The sequence below is a fragment of the Paucibacter sp. DJ2R-2 genome (assembly GCF_025717675.1).
Taxonomy (GTDB): domain Bacteria; phylum Pseudomonadota; class Gammaproteobacteria; order Burkholderiales; family Burkholderiaceae_C; genus Paucibacter_A.
This window is the reverse complement of sequence record NZ_JAJIRT010000008.1, coordinates 81,405-98,023: the sequence shown is the minus strand read 5'-3', so window position 1 is coordinate 98,023 and position 16,619 is coordinate 81,405. Positions and strand designations below refer to the sequence as shown.

16 protein-coding genes are annotated in these 16,619 nt (G+C 64.7%); 7 read left to right on the top strand and 9 right to left on the bottom strand.

What is annotated here, in order from left to right; all coding sequences use genetic code 11:
* Window positions 1-11: 11 nt before the first annotated feature.
* Window positions 12-1,958, bottom strand: a complete 1,947-nt coding sequence (nosZ, locus tag LNV28_RS18010; protein WP_263519335.1) for a TAT-dependent nitrous-oxide reductase — start codon at window positions 1,956-1,958, stop codon at window positions 12-14.
* A gap of 14 nt (window positions 1,959-1,972) precedes the next feature.
* Complete coding sequence (locus tag LNV28_RS18005) at window positions 1,973-2,356, bottom strand: DUF2946 family protein (RefSeq protein WP_263519336.1); 384 nt, start codon at window positions 2,354-2,356, stop codon at window positions 1,973-1,975.
* A 201-nt stretch (window positions 2,357-2,557) separates the two neighbouring features.
* Between LNV28_RS18005 and LNV28_RS18000 the strand changes: the two genes are divergently transcribed.
* Together LNV28_RS18000 and LNV28_RS17995 are read left to right on the top strand one after the other, a co-directional pair.
* Window positions 2,558-2,962 carry a c-type cytochrome gene (locus LNV28_RS18000; protein ID WP_263519337.1) on the top strand — a complete coding sequence of 135 codons (405 nt, stop codon included), beginning with the start codon at window positions 2,558-2,560 and terminating at the stop codon, window positions 2,960-2,962.
* Between the two features lie 10 nt (window positions 2,963-2,972).
* Window positions 2,973-4,019 (top strand): FAD:protein FMN transferase, encoded by a 1,047-nt coding sequence (locus LNV28_RS17995; protein WP_263519338.1) that lies wholly within the window; start codon window positions 2,973-2,975, stop codon window positions 4,017-4,019.
* Window positions 4,020-4,415: 396 nt separating this feature from the next.
* Here the strand turns inward: LNV28_RS17995 and LNV28_RS17990 are convergent, their stop codons facing one another.
* Together LNV28_RS17990 and LNV28_RS17985 are read right to left on the bottom strand one after the other, a co-directional pair.
* Window positions 4,416-5,828, bottom strand: a complete 1,413-nt coding sequence (locus LNV28_RS17990) for a sensor histidine kinase (protein ID WP_263519339.1) — start codon at window positions 5,826-5,828, stop codon at window positions 4,416-4,418.
* The gene (locus tag LNV28_RS17985) at window positions 5,813-6,526 is read right to left on the bottom strand and encodes a response regulator (RefSeq protein ID WP_263519340.1); all 714 of its coding nucleotides are present in this window, start codon (window positions 6,524-6,526) and stop codon (window positions 5,813-5,815) included. Before LNV28_RS17985 ends, LNV28_RS17990 begins: the two co-directional genes overlap by 16 nt.
* Before the next feature lie 194 nt (window positions 6,527-6,720).
* On the opposite strand from LNV28_RS17985, the gene LNV28_RS17980 reads away from it, so the two are divergent.
* The gene (locus tag LNV28_RS17980; protein ID WP_263519341.1) at window positions 6,721-7,035 is read left to right on the top strand and encodes a c-type cytochrome; all 315 of its coding nucleotides are present in this window, start codon (window positions 6,721-6,723) and stop codon (window positions 7,033-7,035) included.
* Between the two features lie 28 nt (window positions 7,036-7,063).
* Window positions 7,064-8,320 carry an FAD-dependent oxidoreductase gene (locus LNV28_RS17975; RefSeq protein ID WP_263519342.1) on the top strand — a complete coding sequence of 419 codons (1,257 nt, stop codon included), beginning with the start codon at window positions 7,064-7,066 and terminating at the stop codon, window positions 8,318-8,320.
* 269 nt (window positions 8,321-8,589) lie between these two features.
* Here LNV28_RS17975 and LNV28_RS17970 read toward each other — a convergent pair whose 3' ends face one another.
* The 3 genes from LNV28_RS17970 to LNV28_RS17960 form a co-directional block, all read right to left on the bottom strand.
* Window positions 8,590-11,715, bottom strand: coding sequence for an alpha/beta hydrolase family protein (locus LNV28_RS17970; protein WP_263519343.1), 3,126 nt, complete (start codon window positions 11,713-11,715; stop codon window positions 8,590-8,592).
* A gap of 75 nt (window positions 11,716-11,790) precedes the next feature.
* Window positions 11,791-11,931, bottom strand: coding sequence for a hypothetical protein (locus LNV28_RS17965; protein ID WP_263519344.1), 141 nt, complete (start codon window positions 11,929-11,931; stop codon window positions 11,791-11,793).
* Window positions 11,928-12,137, bottom strand: coding sequence for a hypothetical protein (locus LNV28_RS17960; protein ID WP_263519345.1), 210 nt, complete (start codon window positions 12,135-12,137; stop codon window positions 11,928-11,930). Before LNV28_RS17960 ends, LNV28_RS17965 begins: the two co-directional genes overlap by 4 nt.
* Window positions 12,138-12,308: 171 nt before the next feature.
* On the opposite strand from LNV28_RS17960, the gene LNV28_RS17955 reads away from it, so the two are divergent.
* The 3 genes from LNV28_RS17955 (at window position 12,309) to LNV28_RS17945 (ending at window position 15,731) form a co-directional block, all read left to right on the top strand.
* The gene (locus tag LNV28_RS17955) at window positions 12,309-12,776 is read left to right on the top strand and encodes a PRC-barrel domain-containing protein (RefSeq protein WP_263519346.1); all 468 of its coding nucleotides are present in this window, start codon (window positions 12,309-12,311) and stop codon (window positions 12,774-12,776) included.
* Window positions 12,773-14,521, top strand: a complete 1,749-nt coding sequence (locus LNV28_RS17950; protein WP_263519347.1) for an ABC transporter ATP-binding protein/permease — start codon at window positions 12,773-12,775, stop codon at window positions 14,519-14,521. The genes LNV28_RS17955 and LNV28_RS17950 overlap by 4 nt, the downstream gene beginning before the upstream one ends.
* 139 nt (window positions 14,522-14,660) lie before the next feature.
* On the top strand, window positions 14,661-15,731 hold the full coding sequence (locus LNV28_RS17945) for an AI-2E family transporter (RefSeq protein WP_263519348.1): 1,071 nt from the start codon (window positions 14,661-14,663) through the stop codon (window positions 15,729-15,731).
* A gap of 46 nt (window positions 15,732-15,777) precedes the next feature.
* Here LNV28_RS17945 and LNV28_RS17940 read toward each other — a convergent pair whose 3' ends face one another.
* Window positions 15,778-16,035 carry a CsbD family protein gene (locus tag LNV28_RS17940; RefSeq protein ID WP_263519349.1) on the bottom strand — a complete coding sequence of 86 codons (258 nt, stop codon included), beginning with the start codon at window positions 16,033-16,035 and terminating at the stop codon, window positions 15,778-15,780.
* 153 nt (window positions 16,036-16,188) lie between these two features.
* Window positions 16,189-16,506, bottom strand: coding sequence for a BON domain-containing protein (locus tag LNV28_RS17935; RefSeq protein ID WP_263519350.1), 318 nt, complete (start codon window positions 16,504-16,506; stop codon window positions 16,189-16,191).
* Between the last annotated feature and the right edge of the window lie 113 nt (window positions 16,507-16,619).

The following is a 16,619-nucleotide window of genomic DNA, read 5'->3' as shown; positions in this document are numbered from 1 at the left end:
TCTGTGCGCGCTCAGGCTTCAACAATCATCCGCGTGCGCATCTCGAGGTGCAGGGCATGGCAGAAGTGGGTGCAGTAGCACCAGTACACGCCCGGCTTGTCCGCCACGAAAGTCACCGAGGCGGTTTCCTGCGGGTTGACGATGAAATTGACGTTGTACTTGGGGATGGCAAAGCCGTGCGTCAGATCCTCGATCTTGTCCAAGTTGGTCAAGGTCAGAGTCACCACATCGCCCTTCTTCAGCTTGAACTCGCGCAGGCTGAAGGCCGGGGCTTGCGAAGTCATCTTGACCTCGACCTTGTTGCCCTTGCGGAACACGCCCGATTCCTTGGGGTCTTTTACCGCATTGGGGAACTCGTCGAGTTCGTAGACCTTCTTCGGATTCAGCAACTCGCGCTTGAAGATGATGAAGTCATGCGGTTCGCCGCGCACCGGGTGGTCGGCCATCAGCACCATCTTCTCGCCCGAGATGTCGATCAGCTGCTCGTTCTCCGGGTGCAGGGGGCCGACCGGCAGGAAGCGATCCTTGGAGAATTTGCAACCGACGGCCAGGTACTTGCCGTCCGCGGCGCGGGTTTCCGACTGGCTGGCGTTCAGGTGGCCCGGCTGGTACTGCACATCGATGCGGTCGACCACGTACTTGGCGCTCTTGTCGCCGGCATGGAACTTGATGGCAGCCTCAAGATTCCACTTGACCACCTGGCTGTCCAGGAAGAGCGTGGTGTAGGCATTGCCGCGGCCGTCGAAAGCGGTGTGCAAGGGGCCCAGGCCCAGCTCGACCTCGGCGACGATGGCCTTGTCCGGCGACTCCAGCTTGCCGTCGAAGTAATCGAGCACCTTGGCCAGCTCGATCACGGTGCCGGTGGGCGAGAGCTTGCCGGCGCAGATGAAGTACTTGGCGTCCGGGCTGGCATTGACGCCGTGCGGGTTCTTCGGCACCGAGACGTAGGCGGTCAGCGCGGTCTTGGGGTCTTTGTTGGCGGCGTGCGTGCCGTCCACCACCGGCACCTTGGAGTCGCCATAGGTCTTGAACTTGCCGGCCTTGACCGCGGCCTCGATGCGGGCGATGTTGAAGAACAGGCAGGCATCGCGCTCGGAGGACATCATGTCCTCGTACTTGGCGCCCATCTCGGTGTTGTACTGGTTGGTGGCGGCCAGTTTGCCGTCGTAGGAGGTGGCGGTCAGGTCGCAGTTGCCGTCGATCAGCACTTGCCAACGGACCTCCATGCTCTCGGCATCGACGCAGGTGAACAGCGAGTGATAGGTGCTCGCGTCTTCGTTGCCGGCCGTGTTGGGCAGGGGGACGGAGAACTCACCGCCGCAGAACACGCGGGTGGTGTAGTTGATCTTCGGGTCCACCGGGTCGGCCTTGTCGGGGAAGATGCCGTGGAAGCCCTGCACATTGGGCAGCTCGGTGATCTTGTCGCAGACGAAGTAGTCCAGGCGGATGCGGGCGATGCGGCTGTTGATCTTGTCGTTGATCCAGGCGTAGCGGCCGTCGTAGTTGCCGTCCTTGTAGGAGGCATGGGTGTGGTGGGTGTCGGCGACGGTGTACTTCAGGCTGCCGTCGGCCTTGGTGCCCATGACCTTTTTGGACTCGTTGGTGTGGCCCCAGCCGACCAGGGCATCGGGCACGAAGCAGGGGATGCGGGTGATCTCGCGGCCCGAGGGCAGGCCCAGCACGCGCATGTCGCCGGTGTGGCCGCCGCTCCAGAGTCCGTAGTAGCTGTCCAGCTCACCGGGCTTCAGATGTGCGGCGTTGGCGGCGCCGCTGCCTGCCGCAGCATGGCCACCCGGCGCCGGGCCGGAGGCGGCCGCCGGGGCGGCTGAGCCGGGCTTGTCGCTGCAAGCGACGGCGCCGAGGGTCAGGCCAGCCAAGGCGGCGCTGTTGACGAAGCGGCGGCGGCCCAGTGCGGGCTGTTCGATGGCTGCCGGTGTCTTGCTCTTCTTGTCGTTCATGGAGGACGTCCTCTTCAGTGGAATCGTGGGTTCGGAGGGCCGCGTGCCGGGGGCGGCGCGGCGCGGAAGGTGAGGGGGGCGGGCGGCCTGCTTGTGTCCGCCAGGCCGGGGCCGGCAAGCGGCGTGCCTGGCTGCCAAAGGCCAGGGCTGGGCAAGGGCCCCAGCAGCAGGCAGTTAGGGCAGTCCAGGCCCGAGGGGCTGCCGGCATTGCCGCCGGCGCCGTCGTCATCGCCGAGCTGAACCAGGCGCATCTGCCCGGAGCCCGAGCAGACCAGGTCCAGCCTGCCGTGCTCGATCAGCGGTGCCGCCCAGGCCGCCGCCATCGCCAGCAGCAGCCAGCCGAGCACGCAGCGGCGCAGCGTTCGGCTGAAGGTGTGGACAGGGGTAGCGAAGCACATGGGGCGGAGGGGATCGGTCTGGGCATCAGAAAGCTTGCAGCGATGATCCCGACCCGGGTCGCTGTACGCCTTGAACTGGTTCAAGAAAAGCAAATAGAGCGGGCTTGGCTGCAGATATCGCTGGCCGGGCCTTCTCCCGGCGCTGCACGCTTCCTAGAATCTGCGCAGAACGCCGCTTTGGTGCCACCTGAAAGATTCGTTATGTCCAAGTTTGTCAAAACCACACTGGCGCTGGCCGGACTGCTCGTGCTGCTGAGCGCCTGCGGCAAGAAAGAGGCCGCCGAGCCGACGCCAACGCCCGCGCCCGCCGTTGTGGCGGCACCGGTGCCCAGTGCGCCGGCCGTGGCCGAGAACACCGTCGGCAAGAGCATCTATGGCAAGACCTGCGCCATGTGCCATGCGGCCGGCGTGGCCGGTGCTCCCAAGCCCGGCGACAAAGCCGACTGGGGACCGCGCATCGCCCAGGGCAAGGAGCTGCTCTACAAGCATGCGCTGGAAGGTTTTGCCGGTGCCAAGGGCATGATGCCGGCCCGCGGCGGCGGCGCTTCGCTCAGCGACGAGGACGTCAAGGCCGCGGTCGACCACATGGTGGCCTTGTCCCAGTGAGGATCCGACCATGAAGCGACCGGCCCTCACTGGCGCCGCCCTGTCGCGGCGCAGCGCTTTGGCCTGGGCCTTGCCGCTGCTGGCCTCTGCGGCAGCCCTGCCACAGCCGGCGCGAGCCATGGCCGCACAGCGCCGCGATTCGCGCCCTCTGCTCGGCACCCGGGTGGACATGGTGGCCGAGGGCGGCTCGGCCGCCTTCCTGGCCGAGGCCATGGACAGCGCCTTCGGCGAGATGGCTCGTCTGAGCGCCATGATGAGCCGCTACGAGCCCGAGAGCGCGCTCAGCCGTATCAACCAAGCCGCGGGGCGCAGCGCCGTGGCGGTTCCGAGCGAGCTGATGGCCGTGCTCCAGACCGGCCTTGCGCTGCATCGGCGAACCGAGGGCTGGTTCGACATGACCGTCGGCGCACTCAAGAGCTGGCGCTTCGAAGCCGGTCAGCATGGGGCGGTGCCGAATGAAGGCATCTTGGCGCACGAGCGCAGCTTGGTGGATGCCGCGGGCCTGCGCCTGGATCCTGCTGCAGGCCGTGCCCATTTGCTGCGGCCCGGCATGGCGCTCGATCTGGGCGGTGTCGCCAAGCTGCCGATCTTGGCGGCCGGCATGCGCCGCTTGCAAGACTGGGGCGTGGCGAACGCCTTGATCAATGGCGGCGGCGATGTGCTCTACCGCGGCCGCAACCAAGGTCGCCCTTGGCGGGTCGGCTTGCGCGACCCGCGGCGGCCGCAGCAACTGATCGGCGTGCTGGATCTGCAGGGCCAGGGCGTGCTGGCGGCCAGTGGCGACTACGAGCGCTACTTCATCGCGGACGGCCAGCGTCAGCACCATATTCTCAGCCCCCGCTCCGGCCGCCCCAGCCAAGGCGCTTGTGGCGTCAGCTTGTGGGCGCGTGATGTGGATCTGGTCAACGGCCTCGGTGCGGCCTTCATGCTGGGCGGGCACGGCTACAGCCGCGACTATCTGGGGCGCACTCCTGAATTGCAGGCCTTGCTGGTCTACCCCGACCAAACCGTGTGGGCCACGTCGGACATGCAGCGAGCCCTGCGTCCTTGGGTGTAGCTGGCCTGCGCGCTGGCCTGCGCGTTGGCCCTTCATCAACGGGCACCTTGGGTGTCATGCCTCGCGGTGCCGCGTCCATCGCCGCTGCAAGAAGCCGTTTCCCCCAGAGCTGACGAGTTGAATTTTTCAACTCAATGCCTCAGCCGAGGCTGAGCTCGCCCCCACACCGGTATGCACATGCTTCCATGAAGTCTTCCATCTGACGTCTCCCAGGAACACCGGGACCGTGCACGAGAGACGAGCATCTCCCCAACGCACTCCTCAAGGTCATTTGGAAGCCCAATGGACCGCTGCTTCACTTCTTTCTAAAGAAGCCGCGCAGCTTTGATTCAAGTTGGTGAACATTGCCTTCCTGCTGGGCAGAATCCTTCAACAACCTTGCGCGATCGATCGAGTTCAGGTGCGACCGGGCTTGTTGAAGGAGACCTGAGCCAGCATGCCGACACCCCCCTTGCCAGGCAGCAGGCTGACGCTGGCACGGTGATGATCGGCGATGGCTTTGACGATGAACAAACCCAGGCCTTCGCCCTGACTGGCAGCACCCCGCCGATGCCGTTGGAAGAGTTCGGGCAGCAGCGACGCATCCAGCCCCATGCCTTGGTCTTCGACTTCGAGCAGCACCGCAGCTGCCGTCGTCCGGGTGCGCACGACGACGGGGCCACGGCCGTGGGTGAGTGCGTTGTCGATCAAATTGCTCAGCAGCTCATGCAACTCGCCCGGCCACCCTTCTATGGTTGCCGGCTCTAGTTCGAAGCCGAGGTCGATGCCGGTGCGTTCCGCTCGGTCGATGAACTCGGCCGCACAACCCTCGACCGTCAGGGTCAGATCAAGGGTTTGTGCAGGCAAGCCGCTGCCGGGTTCCGAGCTGGCCTTTTCCAGGCTCAAGATGCGCTGCACCAGCCGCTGCAGACGTGCGACCAGACTCAGCATCAGTTGCAGCCTTGCTCCTTGCGCAGGTGCTGCGGCTGGGTCGGCGGTCAGATCTTCAATGGCCATTTCTATCTGCAGCGAAAGGCCGGCAAGCGGTGTGCGCAGTTGGTGGGCGGTGTCACCCATGAATTCACGTTGAGCAGCGGCGCTCTCGCGCAGCCGCGTCAGCAAGGAGTTGAGCGCAGCGGCCAGGACGGCAGATTCGCTGTTGCCGCTGGGCGGCGTGACTGGGCTCAGATCACTCGCTTGGCGCGCCTCGATCTGCTGCGCAAAGCGCTCAAGCGGTTGCAGGATTCGGCGGGTGCTGAAGTACAAACCCAGCATCGCCGCCGCCAGCAGCATCAGGCCGAGGCGCTCGGAGCGGGCGCGTATCTGCGAGCTGGTTTCGCGGCGCTTGTTCAGTGTCTCTGCCACCACGATGCTGGCCCGTTTCGCGGGGCCTTGGTGATGCAAAGTCACGATTCGCACCGCGTGCCCTTCGAGTTGGCCGAGCAGGCTGAGTTGGTTGGCAGGTGGCCGCGCGTTGACAAATGCGGCCAGCCGAACATCGCCCCAAACCAGCTTGGCCTCGCCATCGAAGACGGCAAAAAAAAGTTCGTCCAGCGGGTCGGCTTGCAGCAGGGCTTGGGCCGACCGGGGTAGGTCTACATCCAAATCGTTGTCGGAATCGATCTCCACTCTGGCGGCCAAGGCCACGGCATTGTTCAGCAATGCCTGATCGAAGGCCTGATCGGCCAGGTGCTCGGCGCCGCGCAGATCCAGCAGCAAGGCGGCTGCCAGCACCAATGCCAGCCACAGACCCAAAGTGGCGAGCAATCGCGTGCGCAGCGAGACTCGCTCGAGAGCCGCATTCAGGCGCTGCATCAGGGCCCGTCGCATGGGTGGTCCCGCGTCACTTCCGCACGGGCCGACGCTTGTTCCAGCAAGCGGTAGCCCAAGCCGCGCACGGTTTCCAGCTTGAGACCGGACACCGCGAGCTTGAGTCGCAAGCGCGAGACATGCAGTTCAAGGGCATTGGCGCTGAGTTCACGGTCCCAATGTCCCAGGCTGTCTATCAGCTTGCGTTTGGGCACCAGTTGCGGACTTTGCATGACCAGCTCCAGCAGCAAGGCCCACTCTTTGCGGGTGAGCGGCAAAGGCTCGTCGCTCAGGCTGGCGCTGTGCTCGCCCATGTCCAGCGCGAGGGCGCCGAGCTGCACGCAAGCGAGCTTGTTGGCGCTGGCACGGCGCAGCAAGGCCCGCAAGCGCGCCAGCAGCTCCGGCAACATAAAGGGCTTGGCCAAATAGTCATCGGCGCCGAGATCAAGTCCGCGCACCTTGTCCTCCCAGTCGTCGCGCGCGGTGATCAGCATGATGGGCAAAGCGCAGGCGCGAGCACGCAGCTGGCCCAGCAGGCTCAGCCCGTCCATGCCCGGCAGGCCGATGTCGAGCAGCACGGCGTCATAGTGAACATCGCGCAGGGCCATGCACACCTGTTCCGCTTGCGCCAGCAAGTCAACGGTGTAGCCCTCCCGGCGCAGGGCTTCCACCAGGCTGGCGCCTAAGCAGGAGTCGTCCTCAATCAGCAAGATGCGCATGGCTTCACCTTGTCAGCCTTTGCTTACGGCAAGGCAAGTGGCTTCACTTTGAAGCTGTTTTGAACGCACAAACTTGATCAAAGGCAAGCCGCGTAGCCCATCTTGGTAACGATACGTTTTTGACTGGATTTCGACAGCATCGCCTCGGTAGATTTGGCTACATCGCAACCGCTCTATCCAGCAAGGAGGCCTGTATGCAATGCAAGCGATTTGTCCTGTCCGGCGCCGCAGCGCTGCTGCCTTTTCTACTCGCAACAGCGGCCCAAGCGCAAACGACGCAGGTACCGGCCGGTCGTCTGCTGGCCTCGAACTGCTTCCAGTGCCATGGCACCAATGGCAAGGGGCCTGGCTTTGAGCGCATCGCCGGCAAGTCCAGCCTCGAGATCTACAAAGAACTCAAGGAAATGCGAGCCGGTGGCGAGGGCCAGGGCTTGATGACCAAACACGCACTGGGCTACACCGATGCGCAGTTGCGCGAACTGTCGCAATGGTTGTCGACCCAGCGTTGAGTCGCTCATGAACCCAAAGGAGTCTGCAATGAACCGACGTCAACTCATTCAAGCGGCCATGGCCGCTGCGGCCGGCATGACTGCTTGGCACCCCCTGGCCAGCCGTGCCGCTGGTGCGGGTGGCCGGGTTATCGTGGTTGGGGGCGGCATGGCTGGCGCCACCGTGGCCAAGTATCTGCGCATGTGGAGCAATGGTGGCTTGGAAGTGACGCTGATCGAGCGCAACCCAGCCTATGTTTCCAACATCATGAGCAGTCTGGTGTTGACCGGTCAGCGCTCGATGAGCAGTTTGCGCTTTGGCTATGACGCTCTGAAGACCCGTCACGGTGTCAAGTTGCTCACCGATGAGGTTTTGGAAGTCGATGCCGTCAATGGCTCGGTCTTGCTGGCCTCAGGTCAGCGCCTGCTGGCGGACAAGATTGTCCTCGCTCCGGGCATGCGCTTTGATTTGCTGCCCGGCCAGACCGATCCCAGCCGCATGCCGCATGCCTGGTCGGCCGGCGTGCAAACCGAACAGTTGGCCAAGCAGTTGGCTGCGATGCGCTCGGGCGGCACGGTGCTGCTGACGATTCCCAAGACGCCGTATCGCTGCCCTCCCGGCCCTTATGAGCGAGCTTGTCTGGTGGCCGACTGGCTGAAGACCAAGAAGCCAGGCAGCAAGCTGATCGTGCTGGATGCGAACCCCGACATCGTGGTGGAGAAGGACAATTTCTCCAAGGCCTTCTTTGGCTTGCATGCCAACGTGATCGAGTACTACAACAACGTCGAAATCTCCTCGGTTGATGAGCAGCAGATGATGCTCTACACCAATGGCGGCGCGGTGCATGGCGATGTCATCAACTTGATTCCGCCGCAAAGGGCCGGAAAATTGATCGAGCAAACCGGTCTGGCGACGGCCACCAACGGTCGCTTTGCGCCGGTCGATGTGCTGAGCTATGCCAGCCTGAGTGCACCCAAGGTGCATGTGATTGGCGACTCCAGTGCCACCACCCAGCCCAAGGCCGGTCATATCGCCAACCAAGAGGCCAAGATTTGCGCCGATGCGTTGGTGCGTTACTTCGGTGGCTTGGCTCCGGACCCGGCGCCGGTCACGAACTCGGCCTGCTTTTCAACCATCACCCGCACGCAAGCCTCTTGGTTGACGGTTGTCTTTCAATACGACCCGCTGACAAAGACGATGCAGGCAGTGCCCGCCAGCGCTAGTGCCTCGGCCGGTTGGAACGGTGACAATTTTGATGACATGAACCAATGGTTCAAGGCATTGATGGCGGACTCATTTGCCTGAGTCCCCAGCGATCGCAGTCCGATCAAGGCTTGCGGCGGATGGCATCGGCGACCCAATATGGCCCGCAGATGGGGTCGCCGATGGAAGCTGCATTAAAACTCTGCCAAGTAGCGCTGCGTGTTGCAACTGAGATCGAAGCCCTGGAAGGTCGAGGCTAGGGCCGCACTTCAATGCCCATAGTCGATGCCTGAGTTCACAGATGGCTGGCTGCGGTGGGCGAGAAAAAGCCCGGCCACCTTGCGGCGCCGGTCTGCCGTCCAGCGAACGGTTTACGGCGACGTGGCTGCCGCAGCGCCCGCCTTGCCGACCGCTTCAGCGGCCTTGGGCTTGTAGGCCTCCGATACATCGCGCTTGCCGCGTTCCAGCCAGGGCACGGGTTGGTCCATCCAGCCCGGGCGCGGCGCGTCCAGCAGGTAGTGGTCGAAGAACTCGGTCATGTGCAGGCTGTAGTGCTTGATGTTGTCGCGCTCGCGCAGGCCGTGCTTCTCACCGTTGTAGTTGAACCAGTAGGCTTCCTTGCCCAGGCGGCGCAGGGCGGTGAAGAACTCGATGGCTTGGTAGAAGGGCACGGCATCGTCCTCGTCGTTGTGCACGGTGAGGTAAGGCGTTTGCACCTTGTGGATCTGGAAGATGGGCGAGTTCTCGATGTAGAGCTGCGGCTTGTCCCAGGGCGTGGCGCCGATGCGGCTTTGGCCTTGCTCGTACTGCACGGCACGGCTGATGCCGGTGCCCCAGCGGATGCCACCGTAGCCACTGACCATATTGGCCATGGACGCGCCGGCCTCAGCGGCACGGAACATATTCGTGCGCGTCAGCATGTAGTTGATCTGGTAGGCGCCCCAGCTGTGGCCCTGGATGCCCACGCGCTTGGGGTCGGCATAGCCTTTCTTGATCAACTCGCGCACAGCCGGCAGCACCGTGTTCATGGCGCTCTGGCCGGGGTGGCCGACACTGAACACCACATCGGGCCGCAGCACCAGATAGCCCTGGCTGGCATAGCGCGTCGGGTTGATGTTCTGGCCCGGCGCCGGTGCCACATGGTTGTGCAGCTTGTCCGTCATCTTTTCGTAGATGTAGACCATCACCGGGTACTTCTTGGCCGGGTCGAAGTTCGCCGGCTTGGCCAGCAGGGCTTGCAGCTTCTTGCCATCGGCGCTGGTGTAGTCCATCAGCTCCTGCGTGCCCCAGAGGTAGTCGGCCTGCTGCGGGTTGGCCTGGCTGATCTTTTTCGGCGCAGCCAGGGCGGTGGTGCTGGCCCAGAGGTCGGGGAACTCGCTGAAGCTCTGCTGCGTGTAGAGCAGGGTGTCGGCTTGCTTGGCCTTGATCACCGTGCCCAGCAGCTTGTCGGCATGCAAGAGGCGCTGCGGCTGGCCGCCGGCCAGCGGCAGCTGGTAGAAGCCGGTGTCGCGCTTGAGCAGGTGGGTGGCACCCAGCATCAGGCCCGCAGTGGGCAGGGGCTTGTGCTCGGGCTCTTCGCTGTCCAGCACGATCTGGCGCAGCTGCAGGCCGTTCTTGCGGCCCCAGCCCTGGCTGAGATTGCGAGCGCTCAGGTCATTCAGCTGCACGGCCCAGAGGTCGTAGCGGTCGTAGAGCACAACACTGGCATCACCCTCGGTCCAGCCCGCTGAGCCATACGGTTCGGCCGGACCGGGCGTGTCGCGCTCTTCGTTGTCGAAGCGCAAGCCGGTGCTCTTGCTCAGCTTGGCGGTCAGCGCATGCGCCTGGCCGCTGCGCGTGTCCCAGGCCCACCAGCCGCGGTCCTCGATCTGGTAGCCCAGTACATAGCGGCCGGTCGGCGAGAGCTTGGGCGTGAACTTGAGCTTGCGCGCCAGCAGCTTGGCCTCGCCGGTGTTCAGGTCCACGGCATAGGCGTCCTGCTTCTGCCCGGACCAGGATTCTTCGATCTGATAGGGGCGGTCGTTCAGGCCCAGGGCGATCTGGGCGTTGTCGTTGATCACGACCGTGGGCAGCTCGGTGCGGGCCAGCTGCACCAGGCGCGGCGGGCTGTCGCTGCCTGCCGCGGGCAGATGCAGCACGGCGCGGTAGTTGCGCTGGCGCTCCTTGTCGGCCTTGACCTTTTGCACCGATTGCAGCTCGGGGTCCTTCCAGTGCCAGAGGTCCACCTTGATCGGCTCGGGCGCGTCCTTGGGCTCGGCCTTGGGCAGGGGCGCGGTGCCTAGGAATAGGCGCTGGCCGTCTTTGCTGAAGCTCAAGAGCCCATGCTCGCTCGGGCCCCAGCCGGCGGGCAGGCCGGCGGTTTCGGCACTGGCTACGGTGTGTGCGGCCTTCTGATCGGCGCGCCAGAGGAAGAGTTTGAATGGGGTCGGATCTTCCGCCTTGTCCTTTTTGTCCTCGGCTTTGGTGTCTGCTTTGGCGTCGCTCTTTTCTTCCGGTTTGGCGGCCTGCGCTGCCACATGGTCGCGGTTGCTCAGCCAGGCCAGCTGCTGGCTGCTGCGGTCAAAGGCCAGCTGCTTGTAGCTGCCGGCGCCGGCGGTCAGCGCTTGCGGCGTGGCGTTCTCCGCGCCCAGCTCCAGCAGGTAGACGCCTTCGCGCGCTCGCGCCTTGGCCGTGGCGGCTGCGTCGGCCTTGCCCGAGGGCTCTTTCACGCTGAGGGCATAGGCGAGGCGCTGGCCTGAGCGGGCCCAGACGAAATCGCTGGCTTCCTTGTCCAGGCTCTGGCGATGGCCCGTGGCGGCGTTGATCAGCACCAGCTCGCTGCCGGCCTCTTTCTTTTTGCTGGCTCCACTGTTGCTGCTCGTGGCGGCGGCGGTCTGGTCATCGGCCTCATCGGCCACGTCGGTCTTGGCCTTAGCGGCCTCGTCTTTCTTGGCAGCCTCTTTGACGGGTTCCAACAGCAGGGCCAGCTGGGTGCCGCCTTCTTCGGCCCAGGCGAAGCGCTTGACGCGCTCCAGGCTCTCGGGCTTGCCGCTGCTCAGGTCCAGCCAGCCGGCGCCGGGCTTGGGCGCGTCCTCACCTTTTTTCTTGTCCTTCTTGGCTTTGTCCAGCTCGGCGCGGCTGGGCTGCACGGCGTAGGCGACAAAGCGGCCATCGGCGCTGAAGACCGGCGCCGTGCCGCGCGGCACGCGCCATTCCTGGCCGTCCGTCAGGCGGCGCAGCACCAGCTCGCCGTCGCTTTCCTGGCCCACCAGGGCGTAGGCCGCCCATTGGCCGTCGCGGCTCAGTGCCGTGCCCTGGATGCTGCGCCAGCCGGCATAGGCGGCATGGTCGATCGCGCGCTTGGCGAGGCTGGCCTGGGCGCTGGCCAACGAGGGCGCCGAGACGGCGTTTGCATCTTGCGCCAGCAAGTGCGGGCTGAAGCAGCTGCCCATTGCGAGCAGCAGCAGTGGCAGCGCGTGGGCGCGCCGAATAGGGGTCGTACCAGAAGAGCCGGACATTGCAGGGGTCCCCGCGGGGAATGGTCATCAAGCTGAGCTTTATAACCGTCCTGGCCGCAGTGCCGCCCGGCCGACTCACTCCTCCCGCGCCATACCGGGCAGTTCGCACAGGCTCAGGCTGTCAAGGTTGAAGCGCGCCACCACCCACCACATCCAGGCCGCCATGCCGAAGGTCGGCACGATCAGCAGCAGAGTCAGCCACCAGCCCGTGCTCATGAGCAGGCGCCAGTGGCGCTGCTGAGATCGCGGCCCGGCGTGTGCTGCTCGCGTTCGACGTCCAGGGTGTCGGGTCGTTCGTCATGACGGCCTTGCGGCGGCAGCTGGCGTTCTTCATCGAAAGCATGGTTGAGGTCGCCCACCCGCGCTTCGGCAGGGCTGGGTGGCAGTCGTTTGGGCAGGCTGAGGACGGGGCGGTTTTTCATGGCGGCTCGCTTTCATGGGGAGGGGTGTCCGCTGTTTATAGGTCCGGCCGGCAGCCCGGTCGGTTCGCCAGCGCACGAGCGTGGCCGGGCTTTGTGCGCTGGATAACAGACCAGCTGAGCGGTATGGCCCTAGTCTGCAAGCACCCCAACCCGATCCATCAAGGAGCCTCCATGAACTACGAAGAACGCGATCCCTACGGCATGTACAAGGGTATGAATTCGGCCTCGCTGCGCAGCTCGGCTGCACTGGGCGATAGCAAGAGTGAGCATGGCGGCCCCGGCCCGCAGCTGATGGGTGCCGACACCTTGATCGGCAACGATGTGGTCAGCCTCAGCGACGACGATCTCGGCGACATCAAGGAGCTGATGCTGGACATGAAGACCGGCCATGTCGCCTACGCGGTGTTGGCCTTTGGTGGCTTTCTGGGCATGGGCGAAAAGCTCTTCGCCGTGCCCTGGAGCGCCTTGCGCCTGGACACGGTCAACAAGCGCTTCGTGCTCAACGTCGAGCGCGAGCGCCTGCAAGACGCCCCGGGCTTTGACAAAGACCAGTGGCCCGATATGGCCGATTCCGAGTGGGCCCGCGGCATTCACGCCTACTACGGCAGCAAGCCCTGTGCGGACTCGCTGAACCATTGAGCACCACACCGGCGCAGCCGACTCCGCCCGAGTCGGCTGCGCCGCTGGCCGCCGGTTTCAACCCCGGCCTGGGCCGGCGCTTCTGGGTCATTGCCCGGCTGTTCTGGGTGGCCGAGGGCCGTTGGCGCTCTTTGGCCATGCTCGGTCTCTTGATCGCGCTCCTGCTGGCTCAGACCGCCTTCAATGTGCTGTTCAATCAGGAGACGGGCGAATTCACCTCGGCCCTGGCCGCCCGCGATGGGCCGCGCTTCTGGGCCACGATCTGGCGTTTTGCGGCCGTCCTGGCCGCGGCCGTGCCGGTCTACGGTTTCTACTATTTCGTGCGCGACAGCCTGGCCCTGCAATGGCGGCGTTGGCTGAGCGAGCATTTCTTGGGACGCTACTTCCAGGGCCGCGCCTACTACCGGCTTGGCATGGGTGCGGCCGGCATCGACAACCCCGACCAGCGCATCGCCGAGGACATCAATGCCTTCACCCAGCAGTCGCTGTTCTTTGCCATGGTGCTGCTGGGTGCCTTGCTGCAGCTGCTGGCTTTTGCCGGCGTGCTGTGGTCCATCTCGCGCGGCTTGGTCTACTTTCTGCTTGGCTATGCCCTGCTGGGCACGGTCTTCACCGGCGGCCTGTTCGGGCGTCGCCTGATCGGCCTGAACTTCGCGCAATTGCAGCGCGAGGCCGACTTCCGCTTTGCCCTGGTGCGGGTGCGCGAGCATGCCGAGCCGATTGCCTTCCACGAAGGCGAGGCACGCGAGCGCTCGGCCCTGCAGCGCGTGTTTGGCCGGCTCTACGACAACTACCGCCAGGTCTTGCGCTGGCAGCTGCGCCTCAATCTCTTCCAATATGGCCACAGCTTTCTGACCTTGCTGCTGCCCAGCGTCATCATTGCCGACGATGTGCTGGCCGGGCGGTTGGAGGTCGGGCGGGCGCTGCAGGCGGCCGGTGCGTTTGCGGCCATCCTCAGTGCCTTGACCCTGATCGTCGAGCACTTCGAAGGCCTGAGCCGCTTCTCTGCTGGCATCGAGCGCCTGCATGCCTTTTCTCTGGCGCTGGCCGAGCCGCCCCTGCCGGCCCTGCAATGCATCAGCAGCCGGCCGGCCTTTCAGCTCGGCCTGCAAGACCTGACCCTGTTCACGCCGCGCCATGAGCATTTGCTGATCCAGTCCCTGAGTCTGCAGGTCGAGCCCGGCGCCGGCTTGCTGATTGCCGGCGCCAGCGGCTCGGGCAAAAGCTCGCTGCTGCGCGCCTTGGCCGGGCTGTGGACGGCCGGTTCGGGCTGTGTGCTGCGCCCTGGCGGCGAGGACATGCTGTTCCTGCCTCAGCAGCCCTATCTGCCTTTGGGCGACTTGCGCAGCCAGCTGCTCTACCCGCAGGCCGAGCGTGACATCAGCGATGCCGAGCTGCTGCTCTGGCTGGAACGGGTCAATCTGCCACAGCTGGCCCAGCGTTTCGGCGGCTTGCAGGCGGAGATGGACTGGGCCCATGTGCTCTCGGTCGGCGAGCAGCAGCGTCTGGCCTTCGCCCGTGCGCTGCTGGCCAAGCCGCGCTACCTTCTGCTCGATGAGTCGACCAGTGCGCTGGACCGAGGCAACGAGGCCTTGCTCTACGGCCAGCTGGCCGCTCTGGCCATCACACCGATCAGCGTCAGCCATCACGAGGCCTTGCTTGGCTTTCACAGCCAGGTGCTGGACCTGGCCGGTGAGGGCGGCGGGTGGCGGCTGAGTGCGGCGGCGGACTATCGGTGGGAGTGAGGGGAGTTGAATGGGTGAAGGGGTGAATGGTGAGTCGTGAATCGTGAATCGTGAATCGTGAATCGTGAATCGGGGCCGGTATGCTCCGGCGCAAGTGCTGTGTGTATTTTTTTCTTGTCTTGTCTGGAGTGCCTGTTTCGTGAATCCCAAGCTGCAGCAATACCTTCAACTTGCCGCGCTGGCTGTCGTGGTGGTCGGCTGCTTCCAGATCCTGCAGCCTTTCATTCCGGCTCTGCTGTTTTCGGCCGTGGCCTGCTTGTCCAGCTGGCCTTTGTATGCGCGGCTGCGCCGCCGCTTCGGTGGCCATGAGACGGCCGCGGCCTTGCTGATGACGAGCTTGCTGGTGGTGTTGGTGATCGGCCCGAGCAGCCTCTTGGCCTTGAGCCTGGCCGACGATGTCACCCATGGCGTGGAGTGGTTGCGGCATATGCTGGACGCCGGGCCCGTGCAGCCCCCGGCCTGGCTGCGCGAGCTGCCCTTGATCGGCCAGCCCCTGGACAGCTACTGGCACCGCATCGCTGACAGCCGCGATGAGTTCGTGGCCCTGCTCAAGAGCTTGATCGAGCCGACCAAGACCGTGCTGCTGGTGGCCGGCCGGGCGGTGGCCTCAAGCCTGATCCAGATGCTGTTCGCGGCCTTTGTGCTGTTCTTTTTCTACCGCGATGGCGAGCGCCTGGTCGGCGCCCTGCGCGCCATGCTGCGCACCTTGGCGGGCGATCATGGCGAGGAGATTCTGGAGACCGTGGACCACACCGTGACCGGCGTCGTGCACGGCATCTTCGGCACGGCGCTGGCGCAAGCCGCGGTGGCCTTGGCCGGCTTCTGGATTGCCGGTGTTCCCGGCGCCCTGGCCCTGGCGGCGGCCACCTTTTTCTTCTCAATGGTGCCGGTCGGGCCGCCCTTGCTCTGGGGCGGCGCCACGATCTGGTTGTTCCAGCAGGGTCAGACCGGCTGGGCCGTGTTCATGCTGCTCTGGGGCCTTTTGGCCATCAGCAGCATCGACAACGTGGTCAAGCCCTTGCTGATCAGCCGGCACAGCAGCCTGCCCATGCTGCTGATCGTGCTCGGCGTGTTCGGCGGCATCGCGGCCTTCGGCTTCATCGGCGTCTTCATCGGCCCACCCATGCTGGCCGTGGGTCTGACCCTGGTGCAGATGTGGACCGCACGTACGGCGGCGAACAAAGAAAAGCCGGATCAGATGTTGCTCTGATCCGGCTCGCAGCACAGGGCCCAAGGGGGGCTAGGCCCTGCTGGCTTTACATGCCGTCGGGCACCTTGCCGTCGCTCTTGGGCTTGGGCGTGCTGAACCAGCCATCGGTGGCGCGGACTTCCCAGGCAGCCAGCTGCTTTTCGGCCTCGTCCTTGAGCAAGCCGTAGCGCTCCTGGATCAGCCCAGCCATCTGTTCGCGCCGACCTGCGACGATGTTGAGGTCGTCATCGCTGAGCTTGCCCCATTGCTCCTTGGCTTTGCCAGAAGCTTGTTTCCAATTGCCTTGAATGCGATCCCAGTTCATGAGGGGGTCCTTTGGGTGGTGATGGGTGATTGGTGAATCGTGAATCGTGAATCGTGAATCGGGGTGGGTGAACGGGGTGGGTGATTCGGGGTGCTGAGCCAACAGCTGCCCACGAATCACCAGTCACGAATCGCCATTCACCACCCCCCTATGTCACGGCCGTACAGCGATCTCGTTCTTGACCGCCTTCACGCCGACCACTTTCCAGGCCAGCGTTTCGGCCGTGGTCTTTTCGCGGCCGCTCTTGGCGAAGCCGGACAGCATCACCGTGCCATTGAGCGTCTCCACGCTGATGGCCGAGGCGTCCACGTCCTTGTTGTCGACAAAGCGGCCCTTGACGGCCGTGGTGATGGCGCTGTCGTCCAGATAAGCGCCGACGGTTTCCTGGCCGCGGGTGACAGCGCAGCCGCTGCCGATGAGCAGCAGGCCGGCGCAGAGAACGGTCCAGCTGAGGGTGCGCAAGTTCTTCATGGGTGGCTTTCGTTGGGTGAAGGAAGCGAGAGGTCCGATTCAATGTAGGCAGCCGCCCGCGGCCTGCGAATAGGCCTGCAGGCGAGGCTGCTGTAGGACGAAACGCCGTCGCA